This is a genomic window from Pseudomonas sp. GW821-FHT04D07 (assembly GCF_059420225.1).
Window position 1 is genome coordinate 27,975 of sequence record NZ_JBWKTH010000012.1, and the last position, 16,188, is coordinate 44,162.

12 protein-coding genes are annotated in these 16,188 nt (G+C 59.1%); 6 read left to right on the top strand and 6 right to left on the bottom strand.

Annotated elements, in window-relative coordinates; all coding sequences use genetic code 11:
- Nucleotides 1–4: 4 nt before the first annotated feature.
- Complete coding sequence (locus AC07T0_RS16110) at nucleotides 5–802, bottom strand: AraC family transcriptional regulator (protein ID WP_495002131.1); 798 nt, start codon at nucleotides 800–802, stop codon at nucleotides 5–7.
- Between the two features lie 105 nt (nucleotides 803–907).
- Here AC07T0_RS16110 and AC07T0_RS16115 point away from each other — a divergent pair, with 105 nt between their 5' ends.
- The 3 genes from AC07T0_RS16115 (at nucleotide 908) to AC07T0_RS16125 (ending at nucleotide 4,909) form a co-directional block, all read left to right on the top strand.
- Nucleotides 908–1,864, top strand: coding sequence for a threonine dehydratase (locus AC07T0_RS16115; RefSeq protein WP_495002132.1), 957 nt, complete (start codon nucleotides 908–910; stop codon nucleotides 1,862–1,864).
- Nucleotides 1,865–2,061: 197 nt separating this feature from the next.
- On the top strand, nucleotides 2,062–2,955 hold the full coding sequence (locus tag AC07T0_RS16120; RefSeq protein ID WP_495002133.1) for a hypothetical protein: 894 nt from the start codon (nucleotides 2,062–2,064) through the stop codon (nucleotides 2,953–2,955).
- 385 nt (nucleotides 2,956–3,340) lie between these two features.
- Nucleotides 3,341–4,909, top strand: coding sequence for a sensor domain-containing diguanylate cyclase (locus tag AC07T0_RS16125; RefSeq protein ID WP_495002134.1), 1,569 nt, complete (start codon nucleotides 3,341–3,343; stop codon nucleotides 4,907–4,909).
- Nucleotides 4,910–5,169: 260 nt separating this feature from the next.
- On the opposite strand, the gene AC07T0_RS16130 is transcribed toward AC07T0_RS16125, so the two are convergent.
- Nucleotides 5,170–6,426, bottom strand: coding sequence for a Zn-dependent hydrolase (locus tag AC07T0_RS16130; protein WP_495002135.1), 1,257 nt, complete (start codon nucleotides 6,424–6,426; stop codon nucleotides 5,170–5,172).
- 175 nt (nucleotides 6,427–6,601) lie between these two features.
- Nucleotides 6,602–7,903, bottom strand: a complete 1,302-nt coding sequence (locus tag AC07T0_RS16135) for an NRAMP family divalent metal transporter (RefSeq protein WP_495002136.1) — start codon at nucleotides 7,901–7,903, stop codon at nucleotides 6,602–6,604.
- 332 nt (nucleotides 7,904–8,235) lie between these two features.
- Between AC07T0_RS16135 and AC07T0_RS16140 the strand changes: the two genes are divergently transcribed.
- A complete protein-coding gene (locus AC07T0_RS16140; RefSeq protein ID WP_495002137.1) occupies nucleotides 8,236–8,880 on the top strand; it encodes a glutathione S-transferase in 645 nt (214 codons plus the stop codon).
- 72 nt (nucleotides 8,881–8,952) lie between these two features.
- On the opposite strand, the gene AC07T0_RS16145 is transcribed toward AC07T0_RS16140, so the two are convergent.
- Nucleotides 8,953–9,546, bottom strand: a complete 594-nt coding sequence (locus AC07T0_RS16145) for a TetR/AcrR family transcriptional regulator (RefSeq protein WP_495002138.1) — start codon at nucleotides 9,544–9,546, stop codon at nucleotides 8,953–8,955.
- A 178-nt stretch (nucleotides 9,547–9,724) separates the two neighbouring features.
- Between AC07T0_RS16145 and AC07T0_RS16150 the strand changes: the two genes are divergently transcribed.
- Complete coding sequence (locus tag AC07T0_RS16150) at nucleotides 9,725–11,026, top strand: MFS transporter (protein WP_495002139.1); 1,302 nt, start codon at nucleotides 9,725–9,727, stop codon at nucleotides 11,024–11,026.
- A gap of 49 nt (nucleotides 11,027–11,075) precedes the next feature.
- On the opposite strand, the gene AC07T0_RS16155 is transcribed toward AC07T0_RS16150, so the two are convergent.
- Nucleotides 11,076–12,137, bottom strand: coding sequence for an alkene reductase (locus AC07T0_RS16155; RefSeq protein WP_495002140.1), 1,062 nt, complete (start codon nucleotides 12,135–12,137; stop codon nucleotides 11,076–11,078).
- A gap of 109 nt (nucleotides 12,138–12,246) precedes the next feature.
- On the opposite strand from AC07T0_RS16155, the gene AC07T0_RS16160 reads away from it, so the two are divergent.
- Nucleotides 12,247–13,116 carry a LysR family transcriptional regulator gene (locus AC07T0_RS16160; RefSeq protein ID WP_495002141.1) on the top strand — a complete coding sequence of 290 codons (870 nt, stop codon included), beginning with the start codon at nucleotides 12,247–12,249 and terminating at the stop codon, nucleotides 13,114–13,116.
- A 12-nt stretch (nucleotides 13,117–13,128) separates the two neighbouring features.
- On the opposite strand, the gene AC07T0_RS16165 is transcribed toward AC07T0_RS16160, so the two are convergent.
- A complete protein-coding gene (locus AC07T0_RS16165; protein ID WP_495002142.1) occupies nucleotides 13,129–16,188 on the bottom strand; it encodes an efflux RND transporter permease subunit in 3,060 nt (1,019 codons plus the stop codon).

Sequence of the window (16,188 nt, forward strand, 5' to 3'; positions counted from 1 at the left end):
CCGATTACCCGCGCATATCCCGCGGGCTGACCCCCAAGCGCTGCCTGAAGGCCGTGGCCATGTGCGCCTGGGAAGCAAAACCGCAGGCCTGGGCGATGTCCGCCAAGCGCTCCGCCGAGCCGCGCAACAGGCACCGGGCCCGGGCGAGGCGTCGATCGATCAGGTAACTGTGCGGGCTCTTGCCCGTTGCGTCCTTGAACGCACGTATGAAGTAGCCTTCGGATAAACCCAGTGTCTGCGCCATCGCCTGCACGCTCAGCGGCCCGTCGAGCTTGGCGTCAATGAACTCGTCGAGCAGGCGCAGCCGGTGGTTGGTCATCGAGCCACGGGACAGCTCCGGCAGCACAGGGTCTCCCGCCGCCCGTTGGGCCAAGGCCAGTGCCCAGGTCTCCCAGTCGTCTTCCACCGAGGCCCGCAACAGCGCGCTGCGCATTCGCTGCGCCAGGGCAATCGCCTGCCGATCAATCCGGTTGTTAAAAGCATGCTCTCCCGCCAGTGCTGTACCGTCGGTGCGGATGATCCGCAGGTATTCGCCGCCCTCGGGCGATTCAGAAAACACGTCGCACCCAGGCGGTATGAATGCCAGGCCGTTGGGCGTGGCCGTGAAGGGGCGCACCCGGTCGCTGCCAATCGCGTGCAGGCCTCGCTGGCTGTCGAAGGCAAAGCCAATGGCGGCCTGGGTCGCTATGTAGCGGGTTGCGTAGCGGGCGCCGGGCAGCAGCTCGATCGCCCACGGCCCGGCCTCGGCACGACGGACCGGTTCGTGTAGGGACGGGGGCGGCAAGTTGTTTCGACGATTCATGGGCACCATCTTACTGAAGGACAACCCTGAAGGTCAGGTCAGTTTTCTGAAAGCCGATGGGCTGTGCTCCTGCCTAGACTGGGCAAAACCTCAGAGAGAACAACCATGCACGGACTGACCCGCGACGACATCGAAAACGCTGCCCGCCAGGTATACCAGGTGATGCCCGCCACCGCCCAATACGCCTGGCCCTTGCTGGCCGAGCGCATGGGCTGCACGGTCTGGGTCAAGCACGAAAACCACACCCCCACCGGTGCTTTCAAGGTGCGCGGCGGCATTACCTTCATGCACTGGCTCAAGCGTACCCACCCGAACACGCAAGGCGTTGTCACCGCTACCCGTGGTAACCACGGTCAGAGCATCGCCCTGGCGGCCCGGGCGCTGGGCTTGAGGGCGCTGATCGTGGTGCCGCGGGGCAATTCCGTGGAGAAGAACAACGCCATGCGCGGTTTTGGTGGCGAGGTCGTCGAGTTTGGCCAGGATTTCGACGAAGCCCGTGAGGAGGCCGCGCGCCTGGCTGAGACGCAAGGCCTCTATCTGGTGCCGCCGTACCATGCCGAATTGATCAAGGGTGTCGCCACCTACTCGCTGGAGTTGTTCAAGGCGGTACCGGATCTGGACACCGTCTACGTGCCCATAGGTTGTGGCTCGGGGATTTGCGGGATTATCGCCGCCCGTGATGCGCTGGGCCTGAAGACCCAGGTGGTCGGTGTGGTATCGACCGAAGCTGACGCCGCGAAGCGATCCTTCGAAGCCGGGAAAATACTGGAAACCGCCTCGGCGAATACCCTGGCCGACGGTATGGCCGTGCGCAAGCCGATCCCCGAAGCCTTTGCGGTGTATGCGGCCGGGGCGGCGAGGATCGTAGCGGTCTCGGACGCGCAGGTTGCCGAGGCCATGCGCGTGTATTACAGCGACACCCACAACCTGGCTGAAGGGGCGGGAGCGGCGGCACTGGCGGCGCTTATGCAGGAGCGTGAGGCCATGGCCGGGAAGAGGGTGGGGGTCATCCTGACCGGTGGGAATGTCGACAGGCCGGTGTATGCGAAGGTGATTGCGTGATCCGCTAATCAGGCAGTCGGGGTCGATTGCTGTCGGGCGCTTCACGTCCTTGCATTCTATCCCGCGTGACGCTTGCTTCCAATTCGACTAACGAACTGTCATTTCTAACAGTAGGCACGGAAAAATAACCTTCGTATATTTGAATCCTCCAATGGAAAAAGTAGTCAACACATCCCTTGCAGGGTAGTGAATCAATTATGAATGATAAAAAAACCAGCTCCGCCAAGGCCTCGGCGCGTTCGCCAAAAACAAACTGGGCATTTGTCGACTCAACAACCTTCAGCATTGTCGATGATCCACTAACATCCGTGACTCGTGGGCAAGGCATTGCTTACGATGGGAAGACAAAACGGGTGTTTTTTTCTGGAATGTTAAGCACCGACCTGCCCACTTCCACCGGGCTTGAGAGAGACACTGCTGAATATGCTCAGGAACAGGTGAAGACACCTGCTGTTCCCCCGTATTTTTTCGAAAATTACGGTTCCAATCACCTGGGGTCCCTTGGCATCCTCGATGGAGAAATATTGGCGCCACTTGAAGATAAACGGCCGAAGGGGCAAGAAGACTACTTGTATCCGATCCTGGCAGCTTTTGATCAAGAGACACTCTCTTACTCAGGAAAATATGCGATATTGCCACGTGATGAAGATCAGGACGATGGTCTGCCTTGGGTCACGGCTGACGAAAAAAATAAAATTATTTACACGTCGAAGTATAAAAACACCAGCAAGCTAAACAAGTTTCCCGTTGGGTCGTTGTGGACAGGCGCACCGGTTCGCGAGCAGTTAGTTCTCTCTGAGACGATAAACCGGGTACAGGCCGGAAGAATTCACGAAAATCATCTGTATGTCATTGCTAATGAAGAACTCAAGACTATAGCACTGGAGAGCGGAAGGGTGCTTTCAGTGACCTTGGGTGACTATTTACCTGCGCCTCCAGGCCCTGGAACGACCTACGAGTGGGAACATGAAAGTCTGGCGTTTTTTCCCAGAGAGAATGGCTCCTTGCTTCATGTCACGGCGATCCTGAGGGTGAAAGTAGGTATTTTGCCCTTTATCCCCTACGCCGTGGTTGTTTTTGATTTCAAATAAAGCACTTCAAGAGTCGCACTGAAATCAGAGGGGCCGCTGAGGTGTGAACTGCTGTTCGATGACAGAGCTTGCCCATTGGCTGCCTGCGTCCTCTTTAGTCCGCTCGAATCCATGGCTTCATAGCGCCGCCGCGCTGCGGCGCCTTGATGCTCCACTGGCGCACTCCCGCCAATTCTCCCGCATCGATGATGCTTGCCTATCATCCGACTGACGCTAGACTTTTCCAGGCCAGGCATCTGGACCCGTTGAGCCGCCGTCAGGGGGGCGCGGACTCGATCTCAAGCCGCGCGTGCACCGCGGAGTGCATCTCATGCTCAGAAATGTGAGGCCTCTCGGAAAATCGCATAAACTACACGTCATCATTTCAACCACATGGAAGGGTTTCATGATCACAAAAGCGACCTCGTTTCTTAAAGGCGAGTGGGCCGATGCCACGCTCAAGGTCGGCCATGTGGTGCTTTTTGTGGCAGCGGTATGTATCTCATTGATAGCGATCAGCATCTGGGGGGTATTCAATTCTCTGGAGTATCACCTGCATGACAAAGAAATCGAGATGTCAAATCTTTCCAAGACCTTGTCATCCAATATCGCGGCGACACTGACTCAAGCAGATACCGTGATATTGGGCATTCAGGGGCAAGTGGAAGTTGAAGGCACCGGGGCGCAGACCTTGGAACGCTTGGGCGGCATACTGAAAAACCAACAAAAAAGCCTGCCGCAAGTCCATGGGTTTTTTATTTATGATGAGCAGGGGCGCTGGCTGTTCAATTCGAACGGTGCCGTGCCGTACGGCGTCAATAACTCGGATCGCGACTATTTTATCTACCATCGTGAGCATGCCAGCACGGCGCCCTATATTGGCCCGGCGATACGCAGTCGCTCAACAAATGAATGGGTCATTACCATTTCGCGAAGGCTCAATCACCCGGACGGTAGTTTTGCCGGGGTGACCCTGGCCACGCTCTATCTTAAATATTTTCTCAGCCTCTATGATGGCATTGACATGGGCGCGAATGGCCTGATCAATCTGACCTCCGCCGCAGGGCATATCATCGTACGCAAACCCTTCCGCGAGATTGATATTGGCACCGATATTTCAACGGGAGAGATATTTGCCTTGTTAACCCCCGAGGTCAGCTCGGGCACCGCCACCATCCGATCATTTATTGACCATGCCGAACGGGTCATCAGCTTTCAACGGGTCAGTGGCTACCCTCTTGTGGTGATCGCCGCCTTTGATAGAAATGAAATACTGGCGGATTGGCGCAGCGAATCCTTTGCCAGTTTTCTTATATCAGCGGTGTTGCTAATTATTCTCAGCGTTCTTGGCTATCGACTGATAAGGCTTATGAGTCGGCAGTTGCAACTGCAAAAGGAGTTGCAGCGTTCTGAGGCAAACTATATCGAGGCCAACAAGGTGCTTGGGCAGTTGGCTCTCGAGGATGGGTTGACCGGTCTGCCCAATCGTCGCAAGTTTGACCTGTTTATCAATACGGAAGTCTACAAGGCAAGACGACGACCCGATGACGTTGCGCTGATCATGATCGATGTCGATCTGTTCAAGAAATACAATGACCATTATGGCCGTGTACAGGGCGATGAGTGTTTGAAAGTGCTGGGCGCTATCATCAAAAAAAATATCTCTCGGGAAGGTGACCTGGCCGCCAGGTACGGTGGCGAGGAGTTTGCCATCTTACTGTCAAACACCGACTATGTAGGCGCCTTTATCATCGCCGAGAGAATTCGCACTGAACTGGAGAACAGTTCGATCCAACACAGCGAATCACCCGCCAAAGTCGTCACCATCAGCGTGGGCATCAGTGCTTTATCAGGCTCAAAAGGGGACACACCCGAGAACTTGATCGATATTGCTGACAAAGCACTGTACGTGGCAAAAACCAACGGCAGAAATCGGACCGTTATTTCCAATCACCGGTCTGATACCTCGACTTGAGCCGATACGCCAACGGGCGGCGTCGCTCAGGCGTTCGCCAGCCAGGCCTGCTGGCGTGCCTGAACCGAAACCGCGGACTCACCCACCCGCTTGGCGTAGACGCCCGGCGCTGTAGCGCCCACGGTGCTGATCAGCAGGATGCGTGAGCGGGCGTTGATGCCAACCGTTGGGATTGGCGAGCAACATAACGGACTCCGTCAGGCAAGGCCGCGCCCATCACCACCGGTTTTTTGCCGGTGGCGCGTGGTTTCGGGTGGGCATTACAACGGGATATTCAGGCGTCGCAGGACCACATCAAGGAGCACCTGGGCGCCCTTGATCAACTGATCGTCATCGGTGTGTTCGCGGGGGTTGTGGCTGATGCCTCCACGGCTGGGCACGAAGATCATCGCCGACGGCGCAATCCTTGCGATCATCTGCGCGTCGTGGCCCGCACCTGAGGTCATGCGCTTGTGGCTGAAGCCGAAGCGTTTGGCGGATGCCTCGATTTCGTCGGCCAGGCCGGCGTCGAATACCACTGGTTGGAAGCGCACCAACTCCGTGGTGCTGATATGCACGCCCTCGGCTGCCGAGATTTCGGCAAGGAAGCGCGAGAGCCGCTGTTCAGCGCGAACCAGTCGCGTTTCATCGGGGTCGCGCAGGTCCACCGTGAAGCTGGCCTTGCGCGGTATGACGTTGATCACGTTCGGCTCGAAGCTCATGCAGCCGACGGTGGCCAGGGTGGTTCCGTTCGCGTCCAGGGCGATCTTGCGCAGTTCGGCAACCACTGCGCTGGCCACATAACCGGCATCGTGCCGCAAGCGGGTCGGGGTGGTGCCCGCGTGGTTGGCATTGCCTTGCACGATCACCTGTTGCCAGGAGATCCCCTGGAGGTTTTCCACCACGCCGATCAAGGTATTCTCGGCTTCGAGGATGGGACCTTGCTCGATGTGCAGTTCCAGGTATTCGTGTGGAATGATGGAGCCTGGTTGCAGATCGCCGGCATAGCCGATGCGCTCCAGCTCGTCGGCGAGGCGGGTGCCGTCCGTGCCCAGGGTGGCCAAGGCCGCTTCGACCGACATTCCCCCGGCGTATACCAGTGAACCCATCATGTCCGGTTGATAGCGGACACCTTCTTCATTAGTAAAGGCCACGATGACAATGGCGCGTGGCGGCAGTCCACCTGACTCGCGGAAGGCACGGGCCACGGCCAGGCCCGCCAACACGCCATAACAACCGTCCAGTGCGCCGGCATTGGTCACCGTGTCGATGTGCGAGCCGATCATCAGGGGGGCTTGCCCGGCTTGGTCGTCAGCAGCGTGGAGCGTGCCGAAGAGGTTGCCAATACGATCAACCTGGATATCCAGATCCAATTCTTTCATCCAGGCCACGAGCTGGTCGCGTGCGGATTTGTCCGCATCGGTCAGCGCAATTCGGGTACGACCACCGTTCAGGGGGTCGGTACCCAGTTCGCCTAACGCACGGAGCTGCTGAAGAAGCATGGCGCCGTTCAGGTGAAGATCGGGAAGGGGGCTCATGGGCTCTCCGGGCGGCTGAAAGTCCAGCAGGTAGGTCAGTGGACTGCGGTTGTGGAGTCAATCTTATTTCAATGCGATGCACTTATTTATTGAATCTCGATGAGTAACGTCAAGGTAGGACTTGAGGTCCCGGCAACGTTTGAGTCATGGCCAGGCGGATTGTCAAACATCTGATTTACCCCGGGACAAACATCGCTACCGCCGCCGTCCCCATCACCGCCGTCGCTATCCAGCCCAGGACAATCAACGGCCGGCTCACCGTGAAATCACCCATCACCGATTTCTTCGACACCAGGATGATGATGACGACCATTAGCGGTACGGCAACGACCCCGTTGATCACCGCGCTCCAGAACAAGGCTTTCATGGGGCTGATGGGCGAATACTGGATGGCCAGCGCGGCGAGCACGCTGATGGCGATGATGCTGTAAAAGCCTCGGGCGTCGCGCACTCTGCGTTCGAGGCCTTCGTTCCAGCCCAGCGCTTCGGACAGGGCGTAGGCGCCGGAACCCGCCAACACGGGGACGCCGATCATGCCGACGCCCAGTATGCCAAGGGCGAAGAGCAGGTAGGCGAAATCGCCAGCCAGTGGTCGCAATGCGCTGGCGGCCTGCGCCGCGGTGTTGATGTCGGTCACCCCCGCCATATTGAGGGTCACGGCCGTCGCGAGAATGATGAAGTAGGCGGTGATGTTGGAGTAGAGCATGCCGCTCCAGGTGTCCCAGCGGATGCGTCGCAGCTCCTTGCGAGCGGTCCGCGAATCTTGGTTGAGCGGGACACTGTGGGGGTTTTTCTGCATGTCCTCGACCTCTTCGGAGGTCTGCCAGAAAAACAGATAAGGGCTGATGGTCGTGCCAAAAAGCGCCACGACGACCGCTGCGGCGCTGGCATCCGGAGTGAGTTGGGGCCAGACCGTATGTAGGGCCACCTGCTCCCACGGGATATGCACCGTAAACAGCACGGCGGCGTAAGCCAGCAGCGAAAGTGTCAGCCACTTCAGGAACACGACGTAGCGGTGGTAGGGGATGAACATCTGCAGTGCCAGCGTCCCGAACACGAAGATGGCGGTCATCAGATGCCGGTTGACGCCGCTGACCAGTTCCGCCACTTCGCCCATGGCCGCCACGTCGGCGGCAATGTTCAGTGTATTGGCGATAAGCAGTAGCAGCACCACGGCCTGGAGTACGAGCGGTGAAAATGCTGTTTTGATGTTGGCGGCCAACCCCTTGCCGGTCACTCTGCCCAGGTTTGCGCACATCAATTGAACGGCTGCCATCAAAGGAAAGGTCAGTGGCATCGTCCATAGCATGTTCAGGCCGAACTGAGCGCCCGCCTGTGAGTAGGTAGCGATGCCGCTGGGGTCGTCGTCGGCCACGCCGGTGATGAGTCCGGGCCCCAGCTTCGACAGCGGATGTTCTTTCAGGCGCCCCCAAAGGATCCGAAAAACATTCGCTCGGGGAGTGCCTTTGACATCCATTGATACACCTCAATAGTGCTGCGACGGGAGGAGAGTGGAGTGAGTGTCGCAGTCGAAGATGAACGGCTTCTACCTGCGATCAGCGTAGATGTCAAAGCAATCAAATAAGGGCGTCCGGTTGTTTCAGCGCCAGCACCCTGGTGAGCCATTGGACGTTCGCATCCGTGAATCCCCCCGGCCCGTACGACCTTGCGGGCGGCATCCAGGCTGGTTTGCCTGGTGTCTGTTGTGGCTATGATTTGTTTTCTACCTATCGATAGATATATGTTGACAGAAGATAGTGCGCAGCCTCACTGTCTACCTCCCGATAGATAGATAGCAGCGGAGTCAGCATGAAGATCTACGATATCCCCGGTTTTCCTAGCCCGTTACGTATTCGCGTGGTCATCGCCGAGAAAGCATTAGCCTCCAAAATCGAGTTCATCAAGATCGACTTGCCGGCGGCCGAACATAAGCAAAGCGCCTTTTTGGCGATCAACCCTACCGGCACGGTTCCGGTTCTGGAGCTGGAGGACGGTACGTATCTGTCTGAGTGCACGGCCATTACCGAGTATCTCGACAACCTCGAGGGCAGTCCCACGCTCACCGGCATCACGCCGAAAGAGAAGGGGGTGATCCACATGATGCAGAAACGTGCCGATGACCAGCTTATCGACGCCATCGGCATCTACTTTCATCACGCCACCGATGGGCTCGGGCCTCAACTGAAACCCTATAAAAGCCCGGAGTGGAGCGACCGGGCCGTATGGGGTGAGCGGCATCGTGAGAAAGCCATCAGCGGCATGCGCTACTTCGACCAGGTCTTGAAAACCCAGCCATACGTGGCGGGCGATCAATTCTCGATGGCCGATATCACCGTTTGGGCCGGTCTGGTCTTCGCTGGTTTTGCCCAGATTGCGATTCCGGATGAATGCACGGCCCTGGTGGCCTGGAACGCCAAGGTCAGTGAGCGGCCAAGCGTAAAAAACCCGGCCTGATGTCTATCTGGAGCAAGGTCTAGGCGGACGTCAGGAAGTTCGCGATGCGGGCCTGGGGCAATGTGTTTGTCGTTACCGGTCCGAGCTGGACTTCAGAAAGGACCTCGTCGCCCTGAGCAGCTCATCGGCCAACGGTGAACCTGTGGTGGCGCGGGCCAATGTCATGGCGCCGACCATCAAGGTGTACTCCACCAGGGCGGTTTGTCTGGCGTGGTCTGAGTCAGCGTCATCCAGGGTGCCCTGGTAAGTCGCCAGCAACTGCTCCAGGCCTTCGACATAGCACTGTTGCAGCGTCGAGGGGACGGGTTCGTGGGCCAGGTCGCTGGCAAAAGCCAGCACCGGGCAGATCTCGGCGTCGTGTGCTCGCAGGCTGTCGGACAGGTAATTGTCGACGATGGCCTGGCGCGACTTGCTCTTTTTGCGATGAGCATCGACGCGTTCCCGCCAGGTCTTGGTGGCCTGCTCGAAGGCCTTGGCACAGGCTTCGTTGGCCAGGGCCTCCTTGGAGTCGAAGTGACCATAAAAGCCGCCGTGGGTCAGCCCGCTGGCCTTCATCACCTCGTTCAAACTGACGCCGTTCATGCCGCGCTGGCGGAACAGCCGGCTGGCGGTTTCAGTGATGGTGACACGGTTCTGTTCGCTCTGTTTCCTGGATACCCTGGGCATGGTCGCCTCGCGTGATGCTGAAAATATATGTCAACGATCATACATGTCGACGAATCGACAGTCTTGCCAAGCAATAATACATGATGTAAAACATTTATTAAATAAAGGTCGAACATAATCTATTTAGCCCTTCCCCCCGATGAAGCGCGGCCCGCCCCGCAAGCATAAGGAACACTCCATGTTGTCTAGATTGGTCGCAAACCGCCTGGCACGGCGCCAGGTTCACTATGGCTGGGTGGTCGCCGCCGTCACCTTCCTGACCATGCTGGTGATGGCTGGCGCCATGGGCGCGCCGGGTGTGTTCATCGTGCCTCTGGAGCATGAGTTCGGCTGGAGCAGCGCGCAGATCTCTTCAGCCCTGGCGATTCGTTTCATGCTGTACGGGTTGATGGGACCTTTCGCGGCGGCCTTCATGAACTACTTCGGTCTGCGCCGGGTCGTACTGGTGGCGTTGGCGATCGTGCTCGGTGGCATGATCGGTTCGATGTTTATGAACAGCTTCTGGCAATTGGTGTTGTTGTGGGGCGTGGTGGTGGGTGTCGGCACCGGACTCACTGCTATGGTGCTCGGGGCTACGGTGGCGACCCGCTGGTTTTCCCATCGTCGCGGCCTGGTGGTCGGGCTGCTTTCGGCCAGTTCCGCCACCGGCCAACTGCTGTTCATGCCACTGATGGCTTCCCTGACGGAGCACTATGGCTGGCGCTTGGCGCTGGGCTTGATCTGCGGCGCCATGGCGGTGGTCGTGGTGGCGGTGCTTGCGCTGTTGCGCGATCGTCCAGTGGACCTCGAATTGCCGCTGTACGGGGAGAAGGACGTGTTGCCGGCGCCTGCCCAACGGGGCAGTTTGCTGCAGATGCTGATAAGCCCGTTGAAGGTGCTGCGCGACGTGTCGGGCAGTTGGACGTTCTGGGTGCTGTTCCTCACTTTCTTCGTCTGCGGAGCCAGCACCAACGGGCTGATCCAGACCCACTTTATCAGCATGTGCGGCGATTTCGGCCTGGTCGCCACCAGTGCCGCGGGTATCCTGGCGATGATGGGGATCTTCGACTTCTTCGGCACCGTGGGGTCGGGCTGGTTGTCGGACCGCTTCGATAATCGCTGGCTGTTGTTCTGGTATTACGGCTTGCGCGGCATCTCGCTGATGATCCTGCCATTTACCGACTTCACCGTGTTCGGCCTGTCATTCTTCGCAGTGCTCTATGGCCTGGACTGGATCGCCACCGTGCCGCCCACGGTAAAACTGGTGGCGCAGAAATTCGGCGGCGAGCGGGCCAATATCGTCTTCGGTTGGGTGTTTGCCGGACATCAACTGGGTGCGGCCTTTGCCGCCTACGGCGCGGGGCTGACGCGGACTTTGCTGGCCACTTACATTCCGGCGTTTTTTATCGCCGGGCTGCTGTGCGTGATCGCGGCACTGATTGCCCTGTCGATACCGGTGGTGCTGAAAAAAACGCTGGCGCGTTCGCAATCTCCGGCCTAACGGGGCCAGCCAGGGCAACAAGCGTCCTGGCTGCTTCCGTTCACTCCCTTCAAACACTCAAGGCGAGGTAGTCGGTGTAACCCTTCTGGCTGCCGCCGAAGAAGGTGCTGTTGTCCGCTTTGTTCAGCGGCGCATCGGCCTTCAACCGCTCGACAAAATCCGGGTTGGCCAGAACCATCTGACCGTAGGCTTCCATATCCGCCAGCCCGGTAGCCAGGTCGGCGCCAATCTGTTCCCGTGGGCGGCCAGGGCGGTTCACAATCAGAGTGTTGTTCCAGGCCTTGCGGATGTCCGCCAGCAGCGTGTCGTCGCCTTGATGCATGACGTGGAGGTAGGCAAGGCCCAGCTTGTTCAGTTCGGCCACCAGGTAGCGGTAGAGGTCCGGACCTTCTTCGCCTTCGTCAATGCCCCACAGGGTGATGCCCGGTGAGAGGCGAATGGCGGTTTTATCGGCACCGATTTCCTCGGCGATGGCGGTCGCAACCTCGATGGCAAAGCGTGCGCGGTTCGCGATGGAGCCCCCGTATTCGTCCGTTCGGGTGTTTGCGCTTGGCGCCAGGAACTGTTGGACCAGATAAGCGTTGGCGCCATGAATTTCGACACCGTCGGCCCCGGCTTCAATGGCCCGGCGTGCGGCGAGGCGGAAGTCGCCGACTGTCTGGCGCACTTCTTCAGTACTCAGTGCGCGTGGCACGGGGATGTCCTGCATGCCCGTGACGGTGAACATGGGGGTATTCGGTGCAATGGCAGACGGCGCCACACCCTGACGATGGTGGGGCGTGTTATCGGGGTGGGACATACGACCGGCATGCATCAACTGGATAAAAATATGCCCGCCTTGGGCGTGCACCGCGGCGGTGATTTTTTTCCAGCCGGCAACGTGCGCATCGCTATGGATCCCCGGTGTCGTAAGGTAGCCCTGACCATCGGCGGAAGGTTGTGTGCCCTCCGTGACAATCAGGCCGACGCTGGCGCGCTGGGCATAGTATTCGGCCGCCAGCTCTCCCGGCGTGCCATCGAATTCCGCGCGGCTGCGGGTCATGGGGGCCATGGCCAGACGGTTTGAAAAAGTCGCCTGGGCGACCTGTATGGGGCTGAAGAGTGAGCTCATGGTGCGATCCTCAAAAGTGTATGTTGCTGGAACCGCATCATCAGCCTTATTATTTTTGGGATAAATAGTGGTTTCTGGATTTAATTGATCCATTTGTGGAGCAATTGGCGTGGAATTTCTGAACGATATGGCGTTGTTTGTCGAGGTCGTTAAAGCGAAAGGATTTCGTGGGGCGGCCGAGGTGCTGGGCATGCCGAACTCCACTCTGTCACGGCGTATCAGTAGCCTGGAGAAGGCGATCGGTTTGCGCCTCCTGCATCGGACCACGCGCAAGGTCGAGGTGACTGAAGCCGGGCAGATCTACTTCGAGCGCTGCAAGCGGATTGTCGATGAGGCCCGGCTGGCCCATGAGCAGCTTGGCGAAATGCTCGCGCAACCCAGCGGTGTGCTACGGGTTTCATTTCCCGTGGACTTCGCGGTCACTTACCTGGCGCCCTTGATCGCCGAGTTCGCCAGCCTCTATCCGGGCATCAGCTTCGATTTCGACCTGACCTCACGGCGCGTCGACCTGGTGAGCGAGCCCTTCGACGTCGCCATTCGGATTGGTGAATCGGAGGACTCACAGTTGATCGCCCGACCTTTGACCTCCGTGGTGGCGTATTTGTACGCCTCGCCGCGTTATCTCGAAGTCTCGGGCGAGCCCCGCACACCGAGTGATCTCGAACGGCATCAGTGCCTGAGTATTCAGAAGGGCGGGAGCTGGACACTGAACGATGGCGTACAAACCCTCTCGGTAGCGGTGGGAGGGCGTTTCATGGTCAACAGCGTCGGGATGCTTCGGCGGCTTGCCGCGCTTGATCAGGGCATCGTGCTGATGAACGAGGAAATCATTGCCGATGAACTGCGTAGTGGCCAGCTTCGTCGTGTCATGCCCGAATGGAAGGGCAAACCGGTGACGGTCTATGCGGTGACCGAGACCCGATTACTGCCGGCCAAAACCCAGCGTTTCATTGAATTCCTTCGGGCGCGCCTGGAATAAGCGCGGCGGCCGTTAGGCCACAGGTGTGGACATCGGCTGTTCGGCTGCCTCCTGGTGATGAGTGGTGCCAATGAACATATACATGGCGGGCACCATGAACAGTGTCAGCAGGGTGCCGATCGAGAGGCCGGCGAAGATCACCAGGCCCATGTCGTGACGCCCGGCCGCGCCGGCACCGGAGGCCCAGACCAACGGGACCACACCCAGGACCATGGCCGCCGTGGTCATCAGGATCGGCCGCAAGCGTACCGCCGCGGCCTCTTCGATGGCCTCGCGCTTGCTGCGACCTGCGCGTTGCAGTTCGTTGGCAAACTGCACGATCAGAATCCCGTGTTTGGTGATAAGCCCGAGCAGGGTCACCAGGCCCACCTGGGTGTACACGTTGATCGAGGCAAAGCCCATGGTGATGAACGCCAGTGCGCCGAAGAGCGCCGGCGGCACCGAAAACAGGATCACCACCGGGTCGCGGTAGCTCTCGAACTGGAAGGCCAGCGCCAGGTAGACGATCAGGATGGAGAACAGCAGCAGGCCGACAAAGCCGCCCGACTCCTGGATGAACTGACGCGACTCACCCGATGCATCGGAGGTGTACCCCGAGGGGGCGACCTGGTTGAGGATAGTGTCCAGTTTCGTCAGCAGTTCACCCTGGGACAAACCACTCACGCCGGACAGGGTAGCCGAGTTGAGTTGCTGGAAGTGGTTGATGGACTCCGCCTCGGTCGACGTCTCGATATGGGCCACTGTGCGCGCCTGGATCATTGCCCCGGAAGGCGTGCGAATGTAGTAATCGAGAATCTGCTCGGGGTTGAGACGGTCGACCTGCAGTACCTGGGGAATGACTTTGTACGAGCGCCCGGCGGTGGAGAAGTAGTTCACGTAATTGCCACCCAGCGCCGCCGAGAGGGCTGCGCCGACGTCGGCCTGGGTCATCCCCAGGGTTGCGATCTTGTCACGGTCGACGATCAGCTTGGCCTGCGGCTTGTCGATCTTCAGGTCCAGATCGGAGAACCAGAACAGCTGTTGCTTCTGGGCCTCGGTCATGACCGCCTGGGCCACTTCATTCAGGTTCTCGACCGACTCCGTGGTGGTAATGACAAACTGCACCGGCAAGCCTTGGGCGCCCGGCAGCGACGGCAGTGGAAAGGCCGCCATCTTGGCGCCGGCCACCTGGTTCCACTTCTGTTGCAGGTCCAGTATCAATTCTGCTTGCGAACGGCTGCGCTGTCCCCAGGGCTTGAGCAGCACGCCGCCAAGCCCGGAGTTGAGTGACGGCACCCCGGTCAGCTGGAACATCTGCGCGTACTCGGGCTCGGTTTTGGCGATCTGGAAGGCCTGGTCAGCCAGCCGTTCCATCTGCTGCGGGGAGGCTGTCGGCGCCCCCTTGACCTGCATGAACACCAAGCCCTGGTCTTCGGTCGGCGACAGCTCGCTCTTGGCCGTCATGCCGCTGGCGGCCACCAGCAGGAACAGGATAAAACCAAAGGTGACCAGCACCGGCCAGCTATTCAGCCCGGCTGACAGCACCCGGTGATATCGCTTGCGTAACCGGTCGAAATAGCGATCCAGCAGGCGGGCAAATCGACCCTCTTCCTGCCCTGATTTGAAGAGCCGTGAGGTCATCATCGGCGAGAGACTCAGCGCCACCACGGCCGACACGGTCACGGCACCGGCCAACGAGAAACAGAACTCCTTGAACAACGCACCGGTGAGGCCGGTGCGCAGTCCGATGGGAACGTACGCGGCAATCAAGACCACGGTCATCGCGACAATCGGACCGCCGAGTTCCCTGGCGGCGACCATGGCGGCCTCCAGTACCCCTTTGCCTTCTTCCTTGATATGGCGGTCGACGTTCTCGACCACAATAATCGCGTCATCGACCACCAGGCCGATGGCCAGTACCAGTGCCAGCAGGGTCAGCAGATTGATCGAGTACCCCAGCAGGAACATGATGAAGAAGGTCCCGATCAGCGACAGCGGTATCGCCACCAGTGGCACAATCACCGCGCGAAATGAGCCGAGGAACAAATAGATGACGATCGAGACGATGATCATGGCTTCGACGAGGGTCTTCACCACCTCGTAGATCGAGGTATTGATGAACTCCGTGGAGTCGTAGACGATCTCGCCCCTGACGCCGCTCGGCAGTTGCGATTGCAGGTCGGGGAAGGCCTTCCTGACGCTGGCGGCGACCGTCAGGATGTTCGCATTGGGCGCCACTTTGATGCCGATGAACACCGAGCGCTTGCCGGAGAATGCGACGCTGGTGTCGTAGCTTTCCGCGCCCAGGGTGACCGTGGCCACATCCTCCAGGTGCACCAGCGCATCGCCGTTCTGCTTGATGACCAGTTGTTTGAATTCATCCACGGTGTGCAAATCGGTACCGGCGGTCAGGTCCACCGTCACCATCTGTCCTCTTGTCGAACCCAGGGCGGACAGATAGTTGTTGTTTGACAAGGCGGCGGAAACGTCCTGCGCCGAAACGTTGTGGGCGGCCAGCTTGCCCGGATCCAGCCAGGCGCGCATGGCGAACTGGCGCCCGCCAAGAATCTCGGCCGTCTGCACGCCTTCGATCGAATCGAGCTTGGGCTTGACCACCCGCAACAGGTAATCGGTGATGTTGTTGGTGGGCAGTACATCGCTGTAGAAGCCCAGGTACATGGCATCGGTGGTCTGTCCAACCGCCACCGTGAGTACCGGCTCCTGGGTCTGCGCCGGCAGCTGGTTCTTGACCGAGTTGACCTGGGTGTTGATCTCCGTCAGCGCCTTGCTGGCCTCGTAGTTGAGCCGCAGGGTCGCGGTAATGGTTGAGATCCCGGTAATGCTCGAGGACGACAGGTAATCAATACCCTGGGCCTGGGCGATGGCCGATTCGAGCGGTTGGGTGATAAAACCGGCCACGGTGGCCGCGTCCGCACCGTAGTAGCTGGTGGTGATGGTGACCACTGTGTTTTCGGTGCGTGGCCACTGGTTGACCGGCAGCCCGAAGATCGATCGCAGCCCCAGTATCAGGATAAACATCGAGACGACAACGGCCCAGACCGGTCGCTTGATGAAGATATCGGTGAGTTTCAT

Bases quoted from the DNA above. Each gene is read 5' to 3' on its own strand.
- AC07T0_RS16110 (WP_495002131.1), bottom strand. From the start codon at position 802: ATGAATCGTCGAAACAACTTGCCGCCCCCGTCCCTACACGAACCGGTC.
- AC07T0_RS16115 (WP_495002132.1), top strand. From the start codon at position 908: ATGCACGGACTGACCCGCGACGACATCGAAAACGCTGCCCGCCAGGTA.
- AC07T0_RS16120 (WP_495002133.1), top strand. From the start codon at position 2,062: ATGAATGATAAAAAAACCAGCTCCGCCAAGGCCTCGGCGCGTTCGCCA.
- AC07T0_RS16125 (WP_495002134.1), top strand. From the start codon at position 3,341: ATGATCACAAAAGCGACCTCGTTTCTTAAAGGCGAGTGGGCCGATGCC.
- AC07T0_RS16130 (WP_495002135.1), bottom strand. From the start codon at position 6,426: ATGAGCCCCCTTCCCGATCTTCACCTGAACGGCGCCATGCTTCTTCAG.
- AC07T0_RS16135 (WP_495002136.1), bottom strand. From the start codon at position 7,903: ATGGATGTCAAAGGCACTCCCCGAGCGAATGTTTTTCGGATCCTTTGG.
- AC07T0_RS16140 (WP_495002137.1), top strand. From the start codon at position 8,236: ATGAAGATCTACGATATCCCCGGTTTTCCTAGCCCGTTACGTATTCGC.
- AC07T0_RS16145 (WP_495002138.1), bottom strand. From the start codon at position 9,546: ATGCCCAGGGTATCCAGGAAACAGAGCGAACAGAACCGTGTCACCATC.
- AC07T0_RS16150 (WP_495002139.1), top strand. From the start codon at position 9,725: ATGTTGTCTAGATTGGTCGCAAACCGCCTGGCACGGCGCCAGGTTCAC.
- AC07T0_RS16155 (WP_495002140.1), bottom strand. From the start codon at position 12,137: ATGAGCTCACTCTTCAGCCCCATACAGGTCGCCCAGGCGACTTTTTCA.
- AC07T0_RS16165 (WP_495002142.1), bottom strand. From the start codon at position 16,188: ATGAAACTCACCGATATCTTCATCAAGCGACCGGTCTGGGCCGTTGTC.